This is a genomic window from Pelomonas sp. BJYL3 (assembly GCF_027257975.1).
Lineage (GTDB): Bacteria > Pseudomonadota > Gammaproteobacteria > Burkholderiales > Burkholderiaceae_C > Roseateles_B > Roseateles_B flavus.
On sequence record NZ_JANZKX010000003.1, the window covers coordinates 807,748 to 827,241 of the forward strand.

The following is a 19,494-nucleotide window of genomic DNA, read 5'->3' on the forward strand; positions in this document are numbered from 1 at the left end:
AAAATCCGGGCCCGACTGATTCTGCCGGCGGAAAAACTGCCGGCGCGCGGCACTCCGGAGATTGGCTCCTTGAATGCCTGCCGGCCGGCGTGGATGGCGGTGACAGATGGGGGGGCCAGGACTACTGGCCCCGCTGTGCCACTTATTCGTCCGGTCCGGGCTGGATGGGCATGGGGTCCGGCGAGCAGAAGATGCCCACGGTGCGCCCTTGTTCATCCTGGTTCTGGAACACCAGCGAGCAGCCGCGCGCGGTTGCATTCGCCACGGACAGCACCACCAGCCCACCGTCGGCCTGCGAGTAGGGGTTGAGGCCGGCGTTCTCCAGCAGGGTCTTGGCCACGGCGCCGAACAGCGCCACGTTGCGCGCCGGGACATAGGGAGCGGGCGGCTGATTCTGCGGCGTCACCTGGGCCACGGCGATCAGGTTGCTGCCCGTGCCGGTCGGGAGCTGCAGCTGGCCCTTCGAGTTCTGCTGGATCGGCGCCGCGAAGTTGGGCCGCACCGGCTCGGCATCGGGACCATCCCAGGGCTTGGGCGGCACCGGGGTGGCCTTGACGGACGGGAAGTAGGTGTAGCTGTAGCCGGTCCCCTGCTGTTGGACCAGGACCCAGTAGGTATTCATCACAGAGACTTCTCCTTGGCTGTTGAATGAAAGCGTGCGGGGCCGCCTGGCGCATAGCCATGAGCGACCAGGGCAGACCAATCCTGGGGCAAGGGAGCCTTGCCGTCGCAAGCGCCCAGGATCAGTTTGGCCTCAAGTGGTGCGGCGCCAAAGCCCAGCTGGACCACCTGGTTCCAGCGCGCTTGGGCGCTGGTGCACCAGGCCAGGGTGGCGACGGGGTCGCCCCTCGCGGGCAGCCTGGCCCTGAACAGATCGGCCTGTGCCAGTTGGTTGAGCAGATAGGGGTCGTTCTGCTGGGCCTGCAGGCGTTCCGCCCATTGCTGGGCGGCCTGCGAGATCAGTGCCTCGGCCGCATCGATCTGACCCTGCTGAAGTGCCAGTTGCGCCCGCAGCTGCGTCCAGGCGGCCTGGATGCGCGAGAGGATGCCGGGCTGCGCCTTCAGCATGGGGCGGGCCCGCTCGAGCATGTCGGGGATCTGTTCGGGAGGCAGGGCCGCCTGGAAAGGCTGGCGCCCGACGTGAAAGGCCAGGGCGTCAAGCTCCGCCCAGAGCTGGCCGGCGCGCCATTCCACGTTCTCCGGGTCCCGCCCGGCCAGCAGCCGGGCCAGCTCGAGGGCCTCGGCCAGGGCTTCGGCGGCCTCCCGGTCACGGCGCATGTCGGCCAGCACCCAGTACCTCACGCGCTGGGCCTTGCCGAGCCGGTACTTCAGCTGCAGGTCATTGCCCCCCGCCCGCACCAGGCCCCGCAGCACGCTGACCATCTGGTTGCAGCGTGCCAGTGCCTCGTTCATCTGCCCCTGGATCCGGGCCACCGAGGCCTGGTAGCCCAGCGTGTGCGCCCAGTTGGCGGCCAGGGCGGCGTCCTCAGGCTGGGCCTGCAGGGCTTTCTGGAGCCAGCTGGAGGACTCGGCAAAGAGGCGGGCGGCATCGTTCCAGCGCCCGGACTTGAGTTCCATATTGCCCAGGGTCGTCAAGGCGTAGCCCAGCTCCACCCAGGCCTCGCGGTCCCCGGGCGCCCGGCTGACGCGCTCGGCCATCAGGTCCCGGTAGCGCAAGGACCAGTCACGGGCCTGCGCGGCCCGCCCTTCGGCCAGGGCGAGCTGCCCCTGCCAATAGGCCACCGCACCCTGGATCTTGACCCAGCCGGCGGCATGCTCGGGCGCCGGCTCTCCCACGCTCAGCAAGGCCCAGGCTTCGTTCAGGGCGCCTTGCGCCGTGTCCATCTGGCGCTTGCCAAAGGCGGCCTCGCCCACGACGCTCAGCGCCTTGGCCCGCTGCAGGCGCACCACGGCACTCAGCTTCTCCTCGGAGTGACTGCCCAGCACCTCCAGGGCCTGCTTGCCGATGCCTTCCAGCACGGCGAGCCGGGAGTCCGGTCGCAGCTCGTCCAGCACCCGGCCCAGCACCAGGCTGACCAGGGCCTGGCTGTTCTCGTTCTTGCGCCCGATCTCCTGAACCAGCCCGGCGTTGCGCCAGGCCGACCAGCTCGCGACGCCGGCCAGCAAGGTGATCAGCACGAAGGTCGCCCAGCCCAGACGCTTGCCCAGGGCAGCCCGCCCCTCGCTGGTCTTCAAGAACTGCCATTCCGTGGCGCTCAGGGCCACCGCGGCGCTGCTGCCCAGCCTCAAGCCTTCCTGAAGCTGCCGCCCCCGCGGCCACAGGAACTCAGCAGCCCGGCCGCCCTGCTCCCAACGCTGCGCCTGCTGGCGCAGGCGGGCGCGGGTCTGCAGGTCCTGGCGGTGCTGGGCGATCCAGTCCGTCACCCGAGGCCAGCGGCGCAGCAGGGCTTCGTGGGCGACGCGGAAGGCAGGCTCCTCGCGGGCGAATTCGGTGCTGTGCTCGCTGACCAGCAGGCGCGCATCCACCAGGGCACGCACCAGCTCGCGCTCGGCCGCGCTGCGCAGCTCGCTCCACAGCGCCCGCCGCCCGCCGACCGGGCTGGACTCGTCCTCGCCCACCAGCACCAGCAGGGACAGCACATGCGGCAGCGCCCCTTGCTGCACCGGCGTCAGGCCGCGGATGAGCTGCTCGGCCTGCTCGGCGATCACGCCCTCCAGGCCGCCCATGCCCCCGGTCGCGCCCCCCAGTGCCTGGTAGGCCGCGAAGCTGAGCTCGCCGTGCGGACTGCGCTGCTGGTAGAGCTGCTCCAGCGTGTACTGCAGCAGCGGCAGGGCATCGGGGCTGGCGGCGGCGGCATCGCAGAGCAGGTCGTCCAGGCGCTGCTGCGTGGACGGGTCGATGCCGAAGCTCAGGCCCGCTGCGCGGGCAGGCAGCCGCACCATCTGGGCGATCTCTGCACGGCTGGGCGGTGCGAGGTCCAGATGGCCGCCCAGCGCCTTGTCCTGCATCAGCCAGGGGTGCTGGGCGAGCTGCGGGTAGTAGTCATTGCGGCAGGCGGCGACCACCAGCACGCAGCCGCTCTCGGCCAGGGCCTGCAGCAGCTGCAGGGCGGCGGCCCGCGGCCCGTCTTCGCCCAGAGGCGGGCGGAACAGGGCTTCGAGCCGGTCGATGAAGAGCAGGACAAAGGCCTGATTGCCGCTGGACTGCCGCGCCATCGCGGCGCGCAGCTCGGCCAGCACGGCCGCGGGGGTCTCCCTGAGGGCCCGTGCCAGGTCATGCGCATTGAAGCCGTCCAGCAGCGGCTCGCCGTCGACCGTCTCCCAGTCCAGCAGGGCGGCCGCCAGGGCCAGGGCAAAGGGGCTGGCGTGGTCGGCCGCCTCGTCCGCCAAGGGGACGCTGAGGTCGGCCAGGTCCAGCTGGCTGTGGCTGACCAGACGCCAGCGGCCGGCCAGCGGCTCCCGGGCCAGCGCAGGAATCAGACCGGCGCTCACCAGCGACGTCTTGCCCGAGCCGCTGGGGCCCAGCACCAGCACCAGCCCGTGCTGACGCTGCAGCTGCTGGCTCACGCTGCGCAGCAGGTCCTGCGTGGCCTGCTCACGGCCGAAGAAGACCTCGGCATGGCGGGTGTCGAAGGCCTGCAGGCCGCGGAAGGGCGAGCCACCGTGCCAGGCGCCGGGCCTCGCCTGACCCTGGCCGCCGCGCACCGGCGCAATGACACGGTAGCCGCGCTTGCGGATGGTCTCGATGTACCGGGGCGCGGTGGCGCTGTCACCCAGGGCCCGGCGCAGCTGGTTGATGCTCTTGTGGACGGGGTTGTCTCCCAGGCCGCCCTCGACCAGGGCGTCGCCCCAGCAGCGCACGAGCAGGGCGTCGGCACTGACCACCTCACCGGGGTGCTCGCACAGGGCCAGGAGCACGGCCATGGCGCGCGGCTCGAGGGCAAGCTCACCCTCGGAGGCATGATGCAGCCGGTTGGCGGCTGGATCGACCCGCCAGTCTCCCAGCTCAAAGCGTTCAGCAGGCGGCCTCGCCTGCCCCGCGTTGCCGGCGGCGGCGGCGGCGGCAACGGTCCCCGTGACTGTCATGTCCCTGCACCTGGTGGCGCCGCGCGGCTGGCCCGAGAGGGTCAGGTCTTGCGGCGATGGGTCTTCGCATGGGGGCCTGCGGCCCCGTGGCATGGCGGGGAGTATAGAAGTCAGCAGGCGCACGACAGGGACGGGAAACCCAGGAGGGTGCCCCGCGGAGAACCGTTGCCATGCTAATCAGGCCGGCCGGCGGCGCCGGCATCAGCTGGGCATCAGCCGCCAGCCCGGGCTCAGTGGCCGTAGCCCAGGTCCCGCACGTCGACCAGCGTGCCGTTCTCGAAGCGCAGGGCCTGCATGAACTGCTGCGGGCCGAAGTTGTAGACCCACTCGTCGATCACCACCGGCACCTGGCGTTCCACCTCCACCGCCGTCTGCACAGGCGGCCCACCCGGGGAGCCGCGACCCCAGACCGTCTCGCGCACCCGCTGGAGGCGGTACTCGGTGCGCTGGTCCTGGGTGAAGGGGCTGCCGCACTTGCCCAACACCTCGGCCTTGCGCAGCCCCGGATCGATCACGAAGGCGTTGCAGCGGAAGGCCTGGGCACCGCCATGGAAAGCGCCCAGCAGCGCGAGCAGCGCGGTCAGGCGTCCGAGAGTGAGAGAAGCGCTCATCCGGGCTCAACGCGGCGGCAGCCGCAGCGGCTGACCGCGCGGTCAGCGCGCCAGCTCGGCGCGCATGGCGTCGATGACGGCCTTGTAGTCGGGCTTGCCGAAGATGGCGGAGCCGGCCACGAAGGTGTCGGCGCCGGCGTCCGCGATCTGGCGGATGTTGTCGACCTTGACGCCGCCGTCGATCTCCAGGCGGATGTCACGACCGCTGGCCTCGATGATCCGGCGGGCCTTCTCCAGCTTCTTCAGCGCGCTGGGGATGAAGCTCTGGCCGCCAAAGCCGGGGTTCACGCTCATGATCAGGACCAGGTCGACCTTGTCGATGACCCATTCCAGCACATCCAGCGGCGTGCCCGGGTTGAAGACCAGGCCGGCCTGCTTGCCCTCGCCCTTGATCAGCTGCAGGGTGCGGTCGACATGGGCCGAGGCCTCGGGGTGGAAGCTGACCAGATCGGCGCCGGCCTTGCAGAAGGCCTGGGCCAGGGCATCCACGGGCTGGACCATCAGGTGGACGTCGATGGGCGCGGGCGTGCCGTCGGGCTTGACGGCGTGCTTCTTCAGGGCCTCGCACACCATGGGGCCGAAGGTCAGGTTGGGCACGTAATGGTTGTCCATCACGTCGAAGTGGATCCAGTCGGCGCCGGCCGCCAGCACGTTGCGGACCTCCTCGCCCAGGCGGGCGAAGTCGGCGGAGAGGATGCTGGGGGCGATGCGGTGGCTCATGGCGGGCGGTGCTTGGGAGGATTGGCCCCGGCCGTCAGGGGGCCGGGGAGGCAGAACCCGTGATTTTACGAAAGCACGCCACCCCGGCGGCGCCGGATTCAGCGCGGCGGCGTGAAAGCCTGCCGCGCCTGGTCCACCCGGACCCGCCAGCCGCAGCCGGGGGCGTGGTCGTTGATCAGGCCCATGGCCTGCATGAAGGCATAGCAGGTGGTGGGGCCGACGAACTTGAAGCCCCGGGCGCGCAGGGTCTTGGACAGGCGGCGCGAGGTCTCTGATTCACCGCGCACCGGCGCCTCGGCCGCGGCCGTCTCCTCGAAGGCCCAGAAGAAGGCCGCCAGCGAGCCGAACTCCTCGCGCAGGGCCGGCACCAGGCGGGCATTGTGGATGGCGGCCTCGATCTTGCCGCGGTGGCGCACGATGCCGGCGTCGGCCAGCAGGCGTTGCACGTCGGAGTCGTCAAAGGCTGCGACCCGGTCGGGATCGAAACCGGCAAAGCCCGCGCGGAAGGCCTCGCGCTTGGCCAGGATGGTGCGCCAGCTGAGCCCTGACTGGAACCCCTCCAGGCACAGCTTCTCGAACAGGCGCTTTTCGTCGCTGACGGGAAAGCCCCATTCCGTGTCATGGTAGTGACGGTAGGCCTCGAAGCCGGGCGCCTCGCACCAGGCGCAGCGGGCTTGGCCGTCCTCGGCCACATGGATTCGGGTGTTCATGGCGGAGCCTTCGCGGCGTCGGGAAAGGCCCGGAGCTTAAGCGCGGCCGTGCCCCGCCGTCGTCCTCCATCTGTGCGAGTGACGCACATCGCACAAATACCAGGGCTTTGGCGCCAGTCCATAGAATGGGTCGCATGGCCCATCTCGAATTCAAGTGCACGGTGCAAGTCGCCGCGCTGCCCGAGCAGACCGACCCCGATCGCGGTCTGCATGCCTACAGCTACACCATCACCATCACCAATGCGGGTGACACACCCGCCCAGTTGATCGCGCGGGAATGGACCATCTCCGATGCCGCCGGCACGGTGCAGGAAGTGCGCGGGCTTGCCGTCGTGGGGCACCAGCCGCTGCTGCAGCCGGGGGAGAGCTTCCGCTACAGCTCCTGGGCGCAGATTGCCACGCCCCAGGGCACCATGCGCGGGCGCTACCTCTGCGTGAGCGAAGACGCCGAAGTCTTCTACGCCGACATCCCCGAATTCCTGCTGGCCGAGGCCAGCCAGCTGCATTGATGACGGGCCGCTTCTTCAGGAACCCCGCGGCCTGGGACCTCACGGCCCTGCTCAACGCCGCCGACCCCAAGGCCGCGCTGCCGGCACGCAATCTGTGGCTGGCCCGCCTGCTGGAGTGGCTGCGCCACGCGCCCACCTCGCGCGAGGATGCCCGCGCCGCCGGCGCCACCCCCCTGCCCCTGCTGCGCCTGAAGCACCTGCTCAATGTGCTGGAGCGGCATCCCGAGCATCAGGCCGCGGTGCGCGGCGTGATCGCCCGCTGCTGGAGCGAGCTCAATGCCATCGGCCTCTTCGCCGATGTCGGCTTCGCGCCGCGCATGGCCCTGTGGGGCGAGGTCTTTCACCGCCTCCGGCTGCGCCTGCTGCCGGGCACGGTGGACACCTCCGAGCTGGGCGAGCTCTTCGCGCAGCTCTTCCCCGAAGCCGACGACGAGGCCTGGCTGCGCCAGATCGACGCCCCCCTGCAGGCCCGTCTGCAGGCCCTGGTGTTCCCGCAGGACGACGACGGCGGCTGGCGCGCCCCCATGCGCGACGCGCTGACCGTGCTGGTCAGCTCCGTGCGGGCCGCCGGGCTGTCCGGGCCGCTGCGCCTGCGCATGGGCGCGGACACCTTGGCCGGGCACCCCTTCGAGCAGCTGGCGCGGGCCAGCGAGCAGTTCGTCCAGGCCCTGGATGGTCCTGACGAAACCACCCTGCGCCAGGCCCTGCAGGTGCTGCGCGCCCTGCTGGACCAGTGCCGCAGCGCCGTGCAGTCCGTGCCCGAGCACCTGGAGACCTATGGCGTCTCGGTGGACATCATCTTCGACGTCGAGCAGCTCACCGAGCGCCTGCGCCGCATCGAGGATCTGCTGGACTGCCTGGTCGCGCCGGACCCCGCGCCGCGCCTGCTGCAGCTCACCGCCGACCTCGTCCGTGTCACCCACGAGCGCCGCAGCCTGCGCACGCTCTTCGCGCGCCACTATTCGCTGCTGGCCCGCAAGGTGGCCGAGCGCAGCGCCGAGACGGGTGAGCACTACATCACCCGTGACCGCGCTGAGTACCGCGGCATGCTGCGCCGCGCGGCCGGCGGCGGGGCGGTGATCGCCGGCACCGTCTTCGCGAAATTCGCGGTGATGGCTCTGGGGCTCAGCGCCTTCTGGGCCGGCTTCTGGGCCGGCGCCAACTATGCGCTGAGCTTCGTCATCATCCACCTGCTGCACTGGACCGTGGCCACCAAGCAGCCGGCCATGACGGCGCCGGCCATGGCTCACAAGCTGAGCCAGATCGGCACCGACGAAGGCCTGGACGGCTTCGTCGACGAGGTGGCGCACCTGGTGCGCTCGCAGGTGGCGGGCATCCTGGGCAACCTGGCCGTCGTGGCCCCCCTCGTGCTGCTGGTGCAGGGCACCGCCGTGCTGCTGGCCGGCGCGCCCTTGGTGGGCGAGAAGGACGCGCACTACGCCCTGCATTCGCTCAATGTGCTGGGCCCGTCGTGGCTGTATGCGGCCTTCACCGGCGTGCTGCTCTTCATCTCCAGCCTGATCGCGGGCTGGGCGGAGAACTGGTTCGTCTTCCACCGCCTGGACAGCGCCATCGCCTGGAACCCGCGCATCGTGGCGCGCCTGGGGCCGACCCGGGCGCAGGCCTGGGCGGCGTGGTGGCGGGCCAATGTCTCGGGCATGGCCGCCAACATCAGCCTGGGCCTGATGCTGGGCCTGGTGCCGGCGCTGCTGCAGTTCCTGGGCCTGCCGATCGAGGTGCGCCACGTGACCCTCTCGACCGGCCAGCTGGCGGCCGCCGTGGGCGCACTGGGGCCCGGCGTGGCGCTCACCGCGCCCTTCTGGCTGTGCGTGCTGGGCATTGCGGGCACCGGCGTCCTGAACCTGGTGGTGAGCTTTGCCCTGGCCTTCCGCGTGGCGCTGCGCTCGCGCGGCATCCAGCTGGCGGACCGGGCCCGCGTGCGCCGCGCGATCTGGCACCGCCTGCGCCGTTCGCCGGGAAGCTTCCTCTCCCCCCCGGCTGACCCCTCCGGCCGGTGACGGGGCGGCCCCTGCCGGCCTCGCCGGCTCCCGGTGGATGCACCCGCGGCTGCGGCCGCAGGGCATGGCCGGGGGAGGCGGTGGTCAGCGCCTGCTGTCGTCCTGCTCGGGCGGCAGCTCGCGCTCGCCGCGCTTGCGGCCGGAGAACATGGTCCACCAGACGATGAAGATCAGCAGGCCCAGGGCCCCCAGGGCCTCCAGCACAATCACGCCCATGTTGTTCGCTTCCTCTTCCTTCCAGGCCCGCCCATCCACTGCTGCTCCCGGCCGGGGCCGGCGAGTCTGGCTGGGCGCGGCGATTCTAGGGCTGCTGGCCGCGTGCAGCAGCACACAGCCGCCGCCGACGGCGCCCGTCACCGTCCCGCCGGGCACCCCTGCGGTCGAGACGCCCCAGGGCAGCGCCCCGGTGATGCTGCGCGAGCGTTCGCGCTGGGTGCAGGCCAGCTGGGCCGAACTGCCCGGCTGGAGCGAGGACAGCACCCTGGCCGCCTGGCCCGCGCTCCTTCGCTCCTGCAGCAAGCCGGCACCGGGCTGGACCCAGACCTGCGCCCAGGCCCTGGCCGCGAACCCGCACGACGAGATCGAGATGCGGGCCTGGCTCCGCGAGCACCTGCAGCCCTGGCGGGTCGAGAGCCTGGAGGGCCAGACCGAAGGCCTGGTGACCGGCTACTTCGAGCCCCTGCTGCAGGCGGCCCGCAAGCCGCAGGGCGCCTTCCGCATCCCCCTGCACGGCGTGCCGCCCGACCTCGCCCAGCGCAAGCCCTTCTACACGCGCGCCCAGATCGAGGGTGATGCCACGGTGAAGGCGCGCCTCAGGCCGCTGGAGCTGGCCTACGTGGACGACGCGCTGGAGGCCCTGGTGCTGCACATCCAGGGATCAGGCCGAGTGCAGATGCGCGAGCCCGATGGCCAGACCCGCCTGCTGCGCCTGGCCTTCGCAGGGCACAACGACCAGCCCTACCAGTCCATCGGCCGCTATCTCATCGACAAGGGCGAGCTGCGGCCCGGCGAGGCCTCCTGGCCGCAGATCCGCGATTGGGCGCGGCGCAATCCGGCGCGCATGACCGAGCTGCTGTGGGCCAATCCGCGCTATGTGTTCTTCCGCGAGGAAGCGCTGCCTGATCCCGAACTGGGCCCCAAGGGCGCCCAGGGCGTGCCGCTGACGCCGGGCCGCTCCATTGCGGTCGACAAGGCCAGCATCCCCTATGGCACGCCCGTGTGGCTGGAGGCCACCGAGCCCCTCAGCAGCACGCCCCTGCGCCGCCTGGTCGTGGCGCAGGACACCGGCAGCGCCATCGTCGGCGCGGTGCGCGCCGACTTCTTCTGGGGCTGGGGCCCCGAGGCCGAGGCCCAGGCGGGGCGCATGAAGCAACCCTTGAAGCTGTGGGTGCTTTGGCCGCGCAGTTGAGCCAGCAGGCCGCGCATCGCCGATGAACAGGCGCGCATCCGCGGTGAATGGGTCCCGTCCTGTTGCGAACGAACCTTCATCGCCACCCCTGATGGGCACTTACCCGGCCGGGTAGCACCGCGCAGATCGCCCTGCCCATGGGCCATTCCGACGCCCTGGCAGGACTCCCAGGCTTGTGTGCCCTCGGGAATGCAGATAAGGTCTGGGCACGAGCGCGGGTCTATGCAACCCGATTCCAGGGAGCGTTGGTCATGGCTGTAGAGCAGAGCTTGTCACCGTCCGTCGGGGAGTTGCGTGCCGTCCTCGAGCATGCGCCGGTCGGCGTGCTGGTGGTGAGCCGGACTCCCGCGCGCATCCTGTATGCCAATATCGCGCTGGAACGGATGCTGGGTTACGAGCCCGGCTCCCTGACCGGCCAGACCCTGGAGCAGCTGCTGCCGCAGGCCGCACGGCCTCATCACGACGCCTGGATGGCCGAGTTCTTCGCCGACCCGCGCCAGCGCCGCATGGGCGCCGGACGCGAGCTGTTCGCGCAGCACCGCGAGGGTCACGCCGTGCCGGTCGAGATCGCGTTGGCGCCGATGCAGCTGGATGGTCAGCTCTGCGCCGCGGCCTACATCTCCGACCTCTCCCTGCGGCGCCAGATGCAGCGCCAGTTCGAGCAGATCTTCGCGGCCATGCCCCAGGGCCTGCTCATCGTCGACGAGCAGGGCCGGATCAAGCTCAGCAATCCCGCGCTGGAGGCGCAGTTCGGCTATGCGGCCGGCGAACTGCTGGGCCAGCCGATGGAAGTCCTGCTGCCGCAGCGCTACCGGGCCGGCCATGTACATCACCGCGACGGCTACGCCCGGCAACCCACGCAGCGCTGGATGGGAGCGGGCCGCGATCTCACGGCCCTGCACAAGTCAGGGCAGGAGTTCCCGGTGGAGATCGCGCTGGCCATGCTGGACATGCACGACGGCCGCCAGGCCCTGGCCATGGTCAGCGACATCTCGCTGCGCAAGAAGGCCGAGGCTGCCCTGCAGCAGACCAATGCCCAGCTGGAGGAGTTCACCTACGTGGCCTCGCACGACCTGCGCTCCCCGCTGCGCGGCATCGGCGACCTGCTCAGCTGGATCCGCGAGGACCTGCCCGAATCGGCCCTGACACCCGCCGTGCTGCAGAACTTCGAGCGCGCCAGCACCCGCATCGAGCGGGCCGAACGCATGATCGACGACCTGCTGGACTACGCACGCGCCGGCCAGCGCGACCAGCGCCTCGAGGCGGTGGAGCCCAGGCTGCTGATCGAGGAAGTCCTGTCACTGGTGCACATGCCGCCGGACTTCCAGGTGGAGGTGGACGTCGAAGGCCAGGCCTTCACGACCCCGCGCGTGCCGCTGAGCCTCAGCCTGCGCAACCTCGTAAGCAATGCCGTCAAGCACCACGGCGGGACGAAGGGTCGCATCCTCATCCAGATGCGGGAAGAGGGCCGCTTCAATGTCTTCACCATCGAGGACGACGGCCAGGGCATCCCCGCGGGGGCCGATGAACGGATCTTCAAGCTCTTCCATCGCGCCAACACCACGACGGCAGGGCACGGCGTCGGGCTGGCGGTGACGCGACGCATGATCAACGCCCACGGCGGCGCCATCGTCACCAGCCGGCAGGGCCTGCTCGGCGGCGCCTGCTTCCGTGTCCACTGGCCCCGCATCGTCATGAAGGAGGTCGACGATGACTAGCTCCGACAGCCCTCAGGCCCTCCCGGCCAGCGCCCCCTTCAGCGTGCTGCTCGTGGACGACGACGACGTGGCCACCGAAGGCGTGCTGCGCAGCTTCAAGAAGCTGGGCATCCACTGCAACACCGTCACGGCCGAGGATGGCCTGGTGGCCCTGGAGATCCTGCGCAACCAGCATCCCACGCGGCGCCTGAGCGGTCCCTTCCTCGTGCTGCTGGACCTGAACATGCCGCGCATGGATGGCTTCCAGTTCCTGGAGGTCCTGCGCAAGGACCCGGCGCTGAAGCGGACCGTGGTCTTCGTGCTGACCACCTCGGCCCGGGACACCGACCGCGCCCGCGCCTACAACGAGAACGTGGCCGGCTTCATGGTCAAGTCGGCCGTGGGCCCGCAGTTCTCGCTGCTGGCCAGCTTCCTCGACAAGTACTCCGCCTCGGTCTACCTGCCCTGACCCGGAGCCTCGCATGGAAGCGCTGAGCATTGCCGAGACCGGTGACATCTACGCCCTGCTGGTCGACGATGACGACGTGGACCGCGAACGCCTGGCGCGCATGCTCAAGCGCTACCGGCGGCCCATCCACATTGCCGAGGCCTCGTCCAAGTCCGGCGCCCTGGCCGAGCTGCGCGAGCGCAAGGTGCGCTTCTCCTTCATCTTCCTGGACTTCAAGCTGGACGACGGCGACGGCCGCGAGCTGCTGCCCGACATCTGGGAAAGCGTGGGCGCCGACTGCGTGGTCGTGGCGGTCACCGGCGGCGGCAGCGAGAAGACCGCGGCGGACGCCATCAAGCTGGGCATCCGCGAGTACCTCTCCAAGGTGGACCTCTCCACCGACAAGGTCAGCAGCGCGATCGACGAGGGTCTCAAGTGGATCCAGGTGCAGGCGCGGCTGCGCCAGGCCGAGCAGGATCTGCTGCACAAGAGCCTGCATGACGCGCTGACCGATCTGCCCAACCGCCATGTGTTCTTCGACCGGCTGGAGCAGTTCTGCATGATCCACCGCCGCAAGTCAGACCCCTTCGCGGTGCTGATGCTGGACCTGGACCGCTTCAAGGAGGTCAACGACATGCGCGGCCACGTGGTCGGCGACCGGCTGCTGGTGGAGGTCTCGCGCCGCCTGGCGGACAGCGTGCGCGAGGCCGACACCGTGGCGCGCCTGGGCGGCGACGAATTCGCCATGATCCTGCACGGCGTGCATTCGCTGGAGGTGGCCCAGGCCATGGCGCAGAAGGTGGTGAAGCTGCTGGAGCAGCCCTTCGCGCTGGGGGCGGACGTGCTGCGCATCGGCGCCTCGGTGGGCATCGCCCTGTGCCCGCAGCACGGCCAGGACCCCAACACCCTGCTGAGCCGCGCGGACAACGCCATGTACCGCGCCAAGAAAGGCATCGACAAGGCCGTCATCTACGACGAGCTGGAGCCCAAGAGCAGCAATTTCACCGACCGCCTGATGCTGCTGGGCGACCTGGAGCTGGCCCTGGACCGCGGCGAGCTGGACTGGCACTGGCAGCCCAAGATCGACCTGCGGGACGGACACATCCTGGGCTTCGAGGTGCTGGCGCGCTGGCAGCATCGCAAGTTCGGCAACGTGCCACCGGACGTGTTCATCGCGGCCGTCGAGCCCTCGCCCCTGCTGCCGCGCTTCACGCTGGAGACCTTCAACCGCGTGTTCAGCCAGCTCGCCCGCCTGCCGGCGCCAGCGTTGGAGGCGCGGGTGGCGGTCAACATCTCGGCGCGCATCCTGGAGTACCCGGATTTCGTCGAGCAGCTGCTGGCCGTGCTCCGGCAGCACGGGGTGCAGCCCGGGCAACTGACCCTGGAGCTGACCGAGACCGCGCTGATCGCCAACCCCGTGCAGGCGCGCCGGGTGATCGATGCGCTGGCGGCCGAGGGCATTGAGCTGTCCATCGATGACTTCGGCGCCGGCTTCACCTCCTTCGGCTACCTGCGCGACTTCGCCATCAAGGAAATCAAGATCGACAAGTCCTACATCATCACGCTCGGCCAGAACCAGTTCGACCTGTCCCTGGTGACCAGCCTGGTGGTGTTCTGCCGCTCCCTGGACATCCGCCTGGTGGCCGAGGGCGTGGAGACGACGGACTGCTGGCAGCGCCTGCTGGAGCTGGGCTGCCACTGCGGCCAGGGCTACGGCATCAGCCGGCCCATGCCCTTCGACGACCTGCCGGCCTGGCTGGAGCAGTGGCGGCAGCGCCACTGAGCCCGCCAGGGCGCCAGAAGCTCACTCCGTGATCTGCACGCCCTTCCAGAAGGCCACGCGGCCCTTGATGGCGGCGAATGCCTCGTTGGGCTCGGCGTAGAACCACACGGCGTCCGGGTTGAACTCGCCGTTGACCAGCAGGCTCAGGTATTGAGCCTGGCCCTTCTCGCTGCTGCTGCGGTGGTTGCTGAAGCTGGTGTAGGCCTTGTTCAGCGCGGACTCGGGGAAGTAGTGGTTGCCGTCCACCAGCACGGTGTCATTGCTCTCGGCGAGGATCACGCCGTTCCAGATGGCTTTCATGGCCAGGGCTCCCAAGGTGAAGATGCCGCGACTATAGGCTGCGCCCGCGGCCGCGCGCAGCGCCGACAATCCGGGCCATGTACCAGCCCCTCAAACGTTTCCAGACCTACCGCGGCAAGGACATCCGCATCACCAGCGGCAGCGCCCGCGAGCTGCCGCCCGGCAGCTTCGCCGTGCTGGCCATCGGGGGCGGCGCCGAGGGCTGGGGCCTGGCCCACATCGGCCCGGATGGTGACGCGGCCGACCTCGGGGGCGAGTACTACTTCGCCACCGCCGAGGAGGCCCTGGACTTCCTGCACCAGCTGATCGACCTGATGCTGGACGGCGGCGATCCCGAGGCGGGCTGAAGCCGAAGGCTCAGGGCAGCCGCTGCAGGTTCCTGTCGGCCAGGCCCACGAGCAGGGCGCGGCCGTCGGGCATCACGCGGAACTCGCCGAAGGCCGCTGCGCGCATGCGCGGCTCCTGGCCTTCCTGGAAGTACCAGGCATCGCTGACGAGCGTCCAGTGGCCATTGACCGGGCTCAGCATCAGCAGCTGGGTGCCGGCGGCCGGCGCCTCCTGCGCTTGCAGCAGGCGCACTTCGGTGGCCACGCCGCGGGCGTCCAGCCGGGCCTCCAGCCGGGGCCGCTCCTGCCAGGGGCCGGCGATCTCGGCCACGGGAGGCAGCGCCGGCAGCGCGTAGTTGACGCGCATGTAGTCGCCCTGGATCAGTGATCGCGGGTCCACCGGCGCCAGCCCCACGAAGACCGGCCGGCCCTGCGCGATGAGCTGCTCCTTCTGCCAGATCAGCCCGTTGACCACGCCCAGGCAGAGCAGGCCGCACAGGGGGATCGCCCACCGCGCGGCGCCCTCGGGCTTCGCAAGGCCGAGCCGCAGCGGGCGGCGCTCGGCCGTCAGCCACAGCCAGGCCCCGAGCACGGCGCCCGAGGCCACGAGGACCAGGGCCTTGTCCGTCAGGGGCAGCGCCAGCTGGTAGTAGAAGCTGCCCAGCGTCCACAAGGCCACGGCGGCCGCGCCAAGGGCCAGCACGCGGCGGCCGCGCACCAGGGCCAGGCCCAGGACCAGCAGGCAGGCGCCCAGGGCCGGCAGTACGAAGGCCAGCCCCAGGAGCAGCAGCGCCGGCACCAGCAGCCGCCACTGCCGCAGGACGGGCCAGGCCTGCGGCAGTGCCGCCAGGCCCAGCGCGGCAGCCAGCACCGACAGCGCGGCCGGCCCCATCCGGCCCGAGGCCCAGAGGTGCGCGCCGAAGGCTGCATGCAGCTCCCTGGCAAGACCTGACCCCAGCCCTCCGCTCATCATGAAGGTGGGCCCGGACAGCCAGGCCAGCACGGGCAGCAGGCCCAGGACCCAGCCACGGACCACGGGCTCCAGCAGCGCCGCCGCGGCCGCGCCCGGCGCGCGCAGGCCCTGGGCATGCAGCCAGGCCTGGGCGAGCCCCCACAGGCCCAGGGTCAGGTAGACCGACCACCACAGCGGGGCGAAATCGCCCCCGATCCAATGCGGCCCCCGGACGAGCAGCAGGCACAGCCAGGCCCCCGCCACGCCCAGCATGAGGCGCAGCCAGTGCCGCGGCAGGGCCAGCACCAGGGCGGCACACAGAAGCAGTCCCAGGGCCGGCGCCATGCGGCTGGGCAGGTCACGGCCCAGCGCATAGCCCACGCTGCCCAGCCCCAGCAGCAGCAGGGGCAGGGCCAGCTGTTCCAGGAAACGCCCCACGCTTTCGGAGCGCAGCAGGCCCACGCCGGCCGCGAGCAGCAGCAGGCCGACGACATAGGCCGTCACCCCATGCTCCCAGGCCCGGCCCAGCAGCAGTGCCAGGAAGATGACGAAGGGGATGAGGGCCAGCCAGGCGCCCAGGGCCGTCAGCAGCTGGACCGGCCAGGGGTGCTCCGCCGCGGGCAGACCGGCCTCGGGCGGCAGCAGGCCCTGCTGCTGCGCCTGCACCATCCAGTCAGGCAGGGAGGGGGTGCTCATGGCGCGACCTCCCCTGCCCCGCCCTGCGGCCGCGTGCGCCGCAGGATCAGCTGCACGCTGACCGTCAGCAGGCCCGCCGCGACCAGGCCCAGCAGCAGCATGGTGCCGAGGGGTTCGCCGTGCTGGCCCTTGAGCATCAGCCGGCCCAGGCCGGCCAGCAGCAGGGTGTCCAGGGCCAGGGCCAGCGCGCTGAGCGCATAGACCTCACGCCAGTACCAGGCCGCCGCCAGGCCGCCGGCCAGCACCAGCAGGCCCAGCGGGTACTGCGGCTGCACATCGCTCGCGATCAGGCTGCCCAGCGCCGTGGCCGACAGCGCGACCACACCCAGCAGGACCGCCGCCCGCCAGGCCCAGGGCTGCACGCCAGGCGTGGGCGGCTTGAGGGCCATGCCCGCGCCCAGCAGCGCAAAGGCCAGGAAACCGCAGGCATGCACCCCCAGCGTGGCCGCCGTGGCCTGCCACTGGAAGCCGGCGTGGGTGTGCGTCCACAGGCTGATGCCCGTGACGACCACCAGCACCCAGGGCGTCCAGACCAGCTCGCTGCGCGCCCCCCAGCTCAGGGGCAGGGCCAGCGTGGCCCACAGGGCGAAGAGCTGCCAGGCGTCGGCACCGGTGGGATAGGTCTGGCCGAAGAGGGCCAGCAGGCCCCCCAGGCTCAGCAGGGCCAGCAGGCCCGCGGCCCCGCGCCAGGCCGGCCGCGCCCAGGCCCCCAGCAGCGCAGCGGCCAGCAGACCCTGCAGCAGCAGGAAACGCGTGCTGCGCGGCAGCTCGCCCCAGTTCGCGGCCACCCACATCATCGTGCCCAGGCCCAGCAGGCCAGCGGCCAGGCCGGCCGCGCCCAGGCGCAGGCGGCCCAGGGCGTCCGGCGGGGCCTGATCCAGGCCGCTGAGGGCCCACAGGCGTCGTGCCCGGGTGTCGTCCAGGCCCTGCTCGGCCGTCCATCGATACAGCTGTTCATGCAGACTCATGCATGCCCTCCATGGCTGCCCCGCACCTCACGGGGCCATGCCCGCCTCGGCCCAGCGCCAGGCGGTCCCGACAACGGACGGGTGCGCTGCCCGCCGCGGACGGCCCCGCGACATGGGCAGGGCCGGTGCGATGATAGCCAGCGTCCGCCCACCCAGACCCTGAGGAGCCTCCATGGGACAGATGATCGAGTTCAAGCGACCCGACGGCCAGCGCAGCGCCGCTTACCTCGCCCTGGCCGCGCCCGGTGCGCCGGGCCTGGTGCTGATCCAGGAGTGGTGGGGGCTCAACGGGCACATCCGGGCGCTGGCCGACCGCTTCGCCGCCGCGGGCTTCGAGACCCTGGCGCCGGACCTCTACCGCGGCCGCCTGGCCAGCAGTGCCGACGAAGCCAGCCACCTGATGAACGGCCTGGACTTTCCCGATGCCACGCACCAGGACCTGCGGGGCGCGGTGCTGCACCTGGCCGCAACGGGGCGCAAGGTGGGGGCCCTGGGCTTCTGCATGGGCGGCGCGCTGACCGTGGCCGCCGCCGTGCATGTGCCGGAGCTCGATGCGGCCGTCTGCTTCTACGGCATCCCGTCCGCCGGTTTCGCCGACCCGGCCCGCATCCGCAAGCCCTTCCAGGGCCACTTCGCCACACGGGACGACTGGTGCACGCCGGCCGCGGCGGCGCAGCTGGAGCAGGCCATGCGGGCCGCCGGCCAGCAGCCCGAGTGCTTCCACTACGAGGCCGACCACGCCTTCTTCAATGACGCCCGCCCGGAGGTCTTCGATGCCGCCGCCGCTGCGCTGGCCTGGCAGCGCAGCGTGGACTTCCTCAGGCGCACGCTGGCCTGAGCGTCAGCCGGGGCCCAGGCGATCCTGCAGCGCCTGCAGCATCAGCCGGGCGCTGGCCACATTGGTGGCGCAGGGCACGTCGTGCACATCGCAGGCGCGGACCAGGGCGTTGATGTCCGGCTCATGCGGCTGCGGGGTCATGGGGTCGCGCAGGAAGACCACGGCGTCCACCCCGCCCACGGCCAGGCGGGCGCCGATCTGCAGGTCACCGCCCAGCGGGCCCGAGAGCAGGCACTCGACCTGCAGCCCGCATTCGCGCTGCAAGCGCCCACCGGTGGTGCCGGTGGCCATCAGCGTGCAGCGGCCCAGCAGGCCGCGGAACTCCCCGGCCAGGGCCACCATCTCCTTCTTCCTGCCGTCGTGGGCAATCAGGGCCAGCTTCATGCGGCCCATGATAGGGCGCAGGAGTTACAGCGAGATATCGAGAATGGTCTCGGGCACGTCTTCCAGCCAGGCCGAGAGCTGCTGCTGGACGTGCTCGGGCGCGCAGGACTCGGGCAGGTATTCGTCAGCGCCTTCGGCCAGGTCGATGACGATCTCCTCGAACTGGTCGCCGCCCAGCATCAGCACGCGGGTGCGCCAGAGGCTGGGATCGGCCTTGATGCGGCGGCACAGCTCCATGCCGTCGATGGGGCCGGGCATGAAGCGGTCCAGCACCACGGCGTCCGGGCGGCAGCTGCGCGCCAGGATCTCGCCGGTGGCGGCGTCGGCGCATTCCAGGATGTCCACATCCTCGGCGCCGAGGCTGGCTCGCAGGAGGCTGCGAATGTCCGTCCGGGGTTCAATGAGCAACAACTGCTTGCGCATCACGCACCTTTCAAGCTGGGGGCTGGAATGAATCGGGGCGAAGGGTCGCAAAGCTCGCAGGCGCTGACCAAGGGGTTAATCCTGACGCGGACCTGATCCCCGCCCCAGGGTGGCCGCGGGCGCGACATTTGTCACGAACGGGAGGATCGGTATTTGCCCGGACCGCGTCCGCCTGCCGCGGCCGGGATCAGACGGCGATGTCCGGTTGCAGCGGCGGGGGCTCGTCGAACCAGAGATGCAGCTGCGCGGCCAGGCGGGCGGGGCTGAAGGGCTTGATGAGGTATTCGTCGGCACCGGCCTGGCGGCCGATCAGCACATCGTTGCGGTGCCCGCGCGCGCTGACCATCAGCACCTTGATGCCGGACAGCGTGAGATCGGCCTTCAGCCGGCGGCACAGCTCCAGGCCGTCGAAGGGCCCGGGCATCATCACGTCGAGCACGATGGCGTCGGGCCGGCATTCGCGGGCCAGGATCTCGCCGGTGGCGGCGTCCGCGCATTCGAAGATCTCGAGGCCCTCGTCCTCAAGGGTCATGCGCAAGAGCTGGCGGATCTCGGACTGGTCTTCGATGACCAGCAACGTCTTCTTCATGGGCAGGGCTCCGGAACCTGCCAAGGCTAGCGCCGCAGGCCGGCGCGCACGCTGACAGCGCACCAAC

The 19,494-nt window shown here is 70.9% G+C and carries 20 protein-coding genes; 8 read left to right on the forward strand and 12 right to left on the reverse strand.

Going from position 1 to position 19,494, the window contains the following annotated elements:
• Window positions 1-142: 142 nt before the first annotated feature.
• From O9Y01_RS13365 to O9Y01_RS13385, 5 genes are all read right to left on the reverse strand, one after another.
• On the reverse strand, window positions 143-622 hold the full coding sequence (locus tag O9Y01_RS13365) for a hypothetical protein (protein WP_269632050.1): 480 nt from the start codon (window positions 620-622) through the stop codon (window positions 143-145).
• Window positions 622-4,047 carry an nSTAND1 domain-containing NTPase gene (locus O9Y01_RS13370; protein WP_269632051.1) on the reverse strand — a complete coding sequence of 1,142 codons (3,426 nt, stop codon included), beginning with the start codon at window positions 4,045-4,047 and terminating at the stop codon, window positions 622-624. Before O9Y01_RS13370 ends, O9Y01_RS13365 begins: the two co-directional genes overlap by 1 nt.
• 230 nt (window positions 4,048-4,277) lie before the next feature.
• On the reverse strand, window positions 4,278-4,658 hold the full coding sequence (locus tag O9Y01_RS13375) for a DUF2845 domain-containing protein (RefSeq protein ID WP_269632052.1): 381 nt from the start codon (window positions 4,656-4,658) through the stop codon (window positions 4,278-4,280).
• A gap of 42 nt (window positions 4,659-4,700) precedes the next feature.
• Window positions 4,701-5,378: a ribulose-phosphate 3-epimerase gene (rpe, locus tag O9Y01_RS13380; RefSeq protein WP_269632053.1), complete on the reverse strand. Its 678-nt coding sequence runs from the start codon at window positions 5,376-5,378 to the stop codon at window positions 4,701-4,703.
• A gap of 98 nt (window positions 5,379-5,476) precedes the next feature.
• Window positions 5,477-6,088 (reverse strand): DNA-3-methyladenine glycosylase I, encoded by a 612-nt coding sequence (locus tag O9Y01_RS13385; RefSeq protein WP_269632054.1) that lies wholly within the window; start codon window positions 6,086-6,088, stop codon window positions 5,477-5,479.
• Between the two features lie 134 nt (window positions 6,089-6,222).
• Between O9Y01_RS13385 and apaG the strand changes: the two genes are divergently transcribed.
• Window positions 6,223-6,597, forward strand: coding sequence for a Co2+/Mg2+ efflux protein ApaG (gene apaG / locus O9Y01_RS13390; RefSeq protein WP_269632055.1), 375 nt, complete (start codon window positions 6,223-6,225; stop codon window positions 6,595-6,597).
• A complete protein-coding gene (locus O9Y01_RS13395) occupies window positions 6,597-8,615 on the forward strand; it encodes a site-specific recombinase (protein WP_269632056.1) in 2,019 nt (672 codons plus the stop codon). Before apaG ends, O9Y01_RS13395 begins: the two co-directional genes overlap by 1 nt.
• An 84-nt stretch (window positions 8,616-8,699) precedes the next feature.
• Here the strand turns inward: O9Y01_RS13395 and O9Y01_RS13400 are convergent, their stop codons facing one another.
• Window positions 8,700-8,831 carry a hypothetical protein gene (locus O9Y01_RS13400; protein WP_269632057.1) on the reverse strand — a complete coding sequence of 44 codons (132 nt, stop codon included), beginning with the start codon at window positions 8,829-8,831 and terminating at the stop codon, window positions 8,700-8,702.
• Between O9Y01_RS13400 and mltA the strand changes: the two genes are divergently transcribed.
• From mltA to O9Y01_RS13420, 4 genes are all read left to right on the forward strand, one after another.
• Complete coding sequence (gene mltA, locus O9Y01_RS13405; protein WP_269632058.1) at window positions 8,830-10,023, forward strand: murein transglycosylase A; 1,194 nt, start codon at window positions 8,830-8,832, stop codon at window positions 10,021-10,023. The genes O9Y01_RS13400 and mltA overlap by 2 nt on opposite strands.
• A gap of 251 nt (window positions 10,024-10,274) precedes the next feature.
• A complete protein-coding gene (locus tag O9Y01_RS13410; RefSeq protein ID WP_269632059.1) occupies window positions 10,275-11,741 on the forward strand; it encodes a sensor histidine kinase in 1,467 nt (488 codons plus the stop codon).
• Window positions 11,734-12,189 (forward strand): response regulator, encoded by a 456-nt coding sequence (locus O9Y01_RS13415; protein ID WP_269632060.1) that lies wholly within the window; start codon window positions 11,734-11,736, stop codon window positions 12,187-12,189. The genes O9Y01_RS13410 and O9Y01_RS13415 overlap by 8 nt, the downstream gene beginning before the upstream one ends.
• A 13-nt stretch (window positions 12,190-12,202) precedes the next feature.
• Entirely contained in the window at window positions 12,203-13,951 is a 1,749-nt protein-coding gene (locus O9Y01_RS13420; RefSeq protein WP_269632061.1) for a putative bifunctional diguanylate cyclase/phosphodiesterase, read from the forward strand.
• 21 nt (window positions 13,952-13,972) lie between these two features.
• Here the strand turns inward: O9Y01_RS13420 and O9Y01_RS13425 are convergent, their stop codons facing one another.
• On the reverse strand, window positions 13,973-14,251 hold the full coding sequence (locus tag O9Y01_RS13425) for a DUF427 domain-containing protein (RefSeq protein ID WP_269632062.1): 279 nt from the start codon (window positions 14,249-14,251) through the stop codon (window positions 13,973-13,975).
• Window positions 14,252-14,328: 77 nt separating this feature from the next.
• Here O9Y01_RS13425 and O9Y01_RS13430 point away from each other — a divergent pair, with 77 nt between their 5' ends.
• Window positions 14,329-14,598: a hypothetical protein gene (locus O9Y01_RS13430; protein WP_269632063.1), complete on the forward strand. Its 270-nt coding sequence runs from the start codon at window positions 14,329-14,331 to the stop codon at window positions 14,596-14,598.
• A gap of 10 nt (window positions 14,599-14,608) precedes the next feature.
• Here O9Y01_RS13430 and O9Y01_RS13435 read toward each other — a convergent pair whose 3' ends face one another.
• On the reverse strand, window positions 14,609-16,225 hold the full coding sequence (locus O9Y01_RS13435; protein WP_269632064.1) for a GDYXXLXY domain-containing protein: 1,617 nt from the start codon (window positions 16,223-16,225) through the stop codon (window positions 14,609-14,611).
• The gene (locus O9Y01_RS13440) at window positions 16,222-17,193 is read right to left on the reverse strand and encodes a DUF2157 domain-containing protein (RefSeq protein WP_269632065.1); all 972 of its coding nucleotides are present in this window, start codon (window positions 17,191-17,193) and stop codon (window positions 16,222-16,224) included. The genes O9Y01_RS13435 and O9Y01_RS13440 overlap by 4 nt, the downstream gene beginning before the upstream one ends.
• Before the next feature lie 172 nt (window positions 17,194-17,365).
• On the opposite strand from O9Y01_RS13440, the gene O9Y01_RS13445 reads away from it, so the two are divergent.
• Window positions 17,366-18,031, forward strand: coding sequence for a dienelactone hydrolase family protein (locus O9Y01_RS13445; RefSeq protein WP_269632066.1), 666 nt, complete (start codon window positions 17,366-17,368; stop codon window positions 18,029-18,031).
• A 3-nt stretch (window positions 18,032-18,034) separates the two neighbouring features.
• Here the strand turns inward: O9Y01_RS13445 and O9Y01_RS13450 are convergent, their stop codons facing one another.
• From O9Y01_RS13450 to O9Y01_RS13460, 3 genes are all read right to left on the reverse strand, one after another.
• Window positions 18,035-18,415, reverse strand: a complete 381-nt coding sequence (locus O9Y01_RS13450) for a methylglyoxal synthase (protein WP_269632067.1) — start codon at window positions 18,413-18,415, stop codon at window positions 18,035-18,037.
• A 24-nt stretch (window positions 18,416-18,439) separates the two neighbouring features.
• Window positions 18,440-18,838: a response regulator transcription factor gene (locus tag O9Y01_RS13455; RefSeq protein WP_269632068.1), complete on the reverse strand. Its 399-nt coding sequence runs from the start codon at window positions 18,836-18,838 to the stop codon at window positions 18,440-18,442.
• A gap of 187 nt (window positions 18,839-19,025) precedes the next feature.
• Window positions 19,026-19,427 (reverse strand): response regulator transcription factor, encoded by a 402-nt coding sequence (locus tag O9Y01_RS13460; protein ID WP_269632069.1) that lies wholly within the window; start codon window positions 19,425-19,427, stop codon window positions 19,026-19,028.
• Window positions 19,428-19,494: the final 67 nt, after the last annotated feature.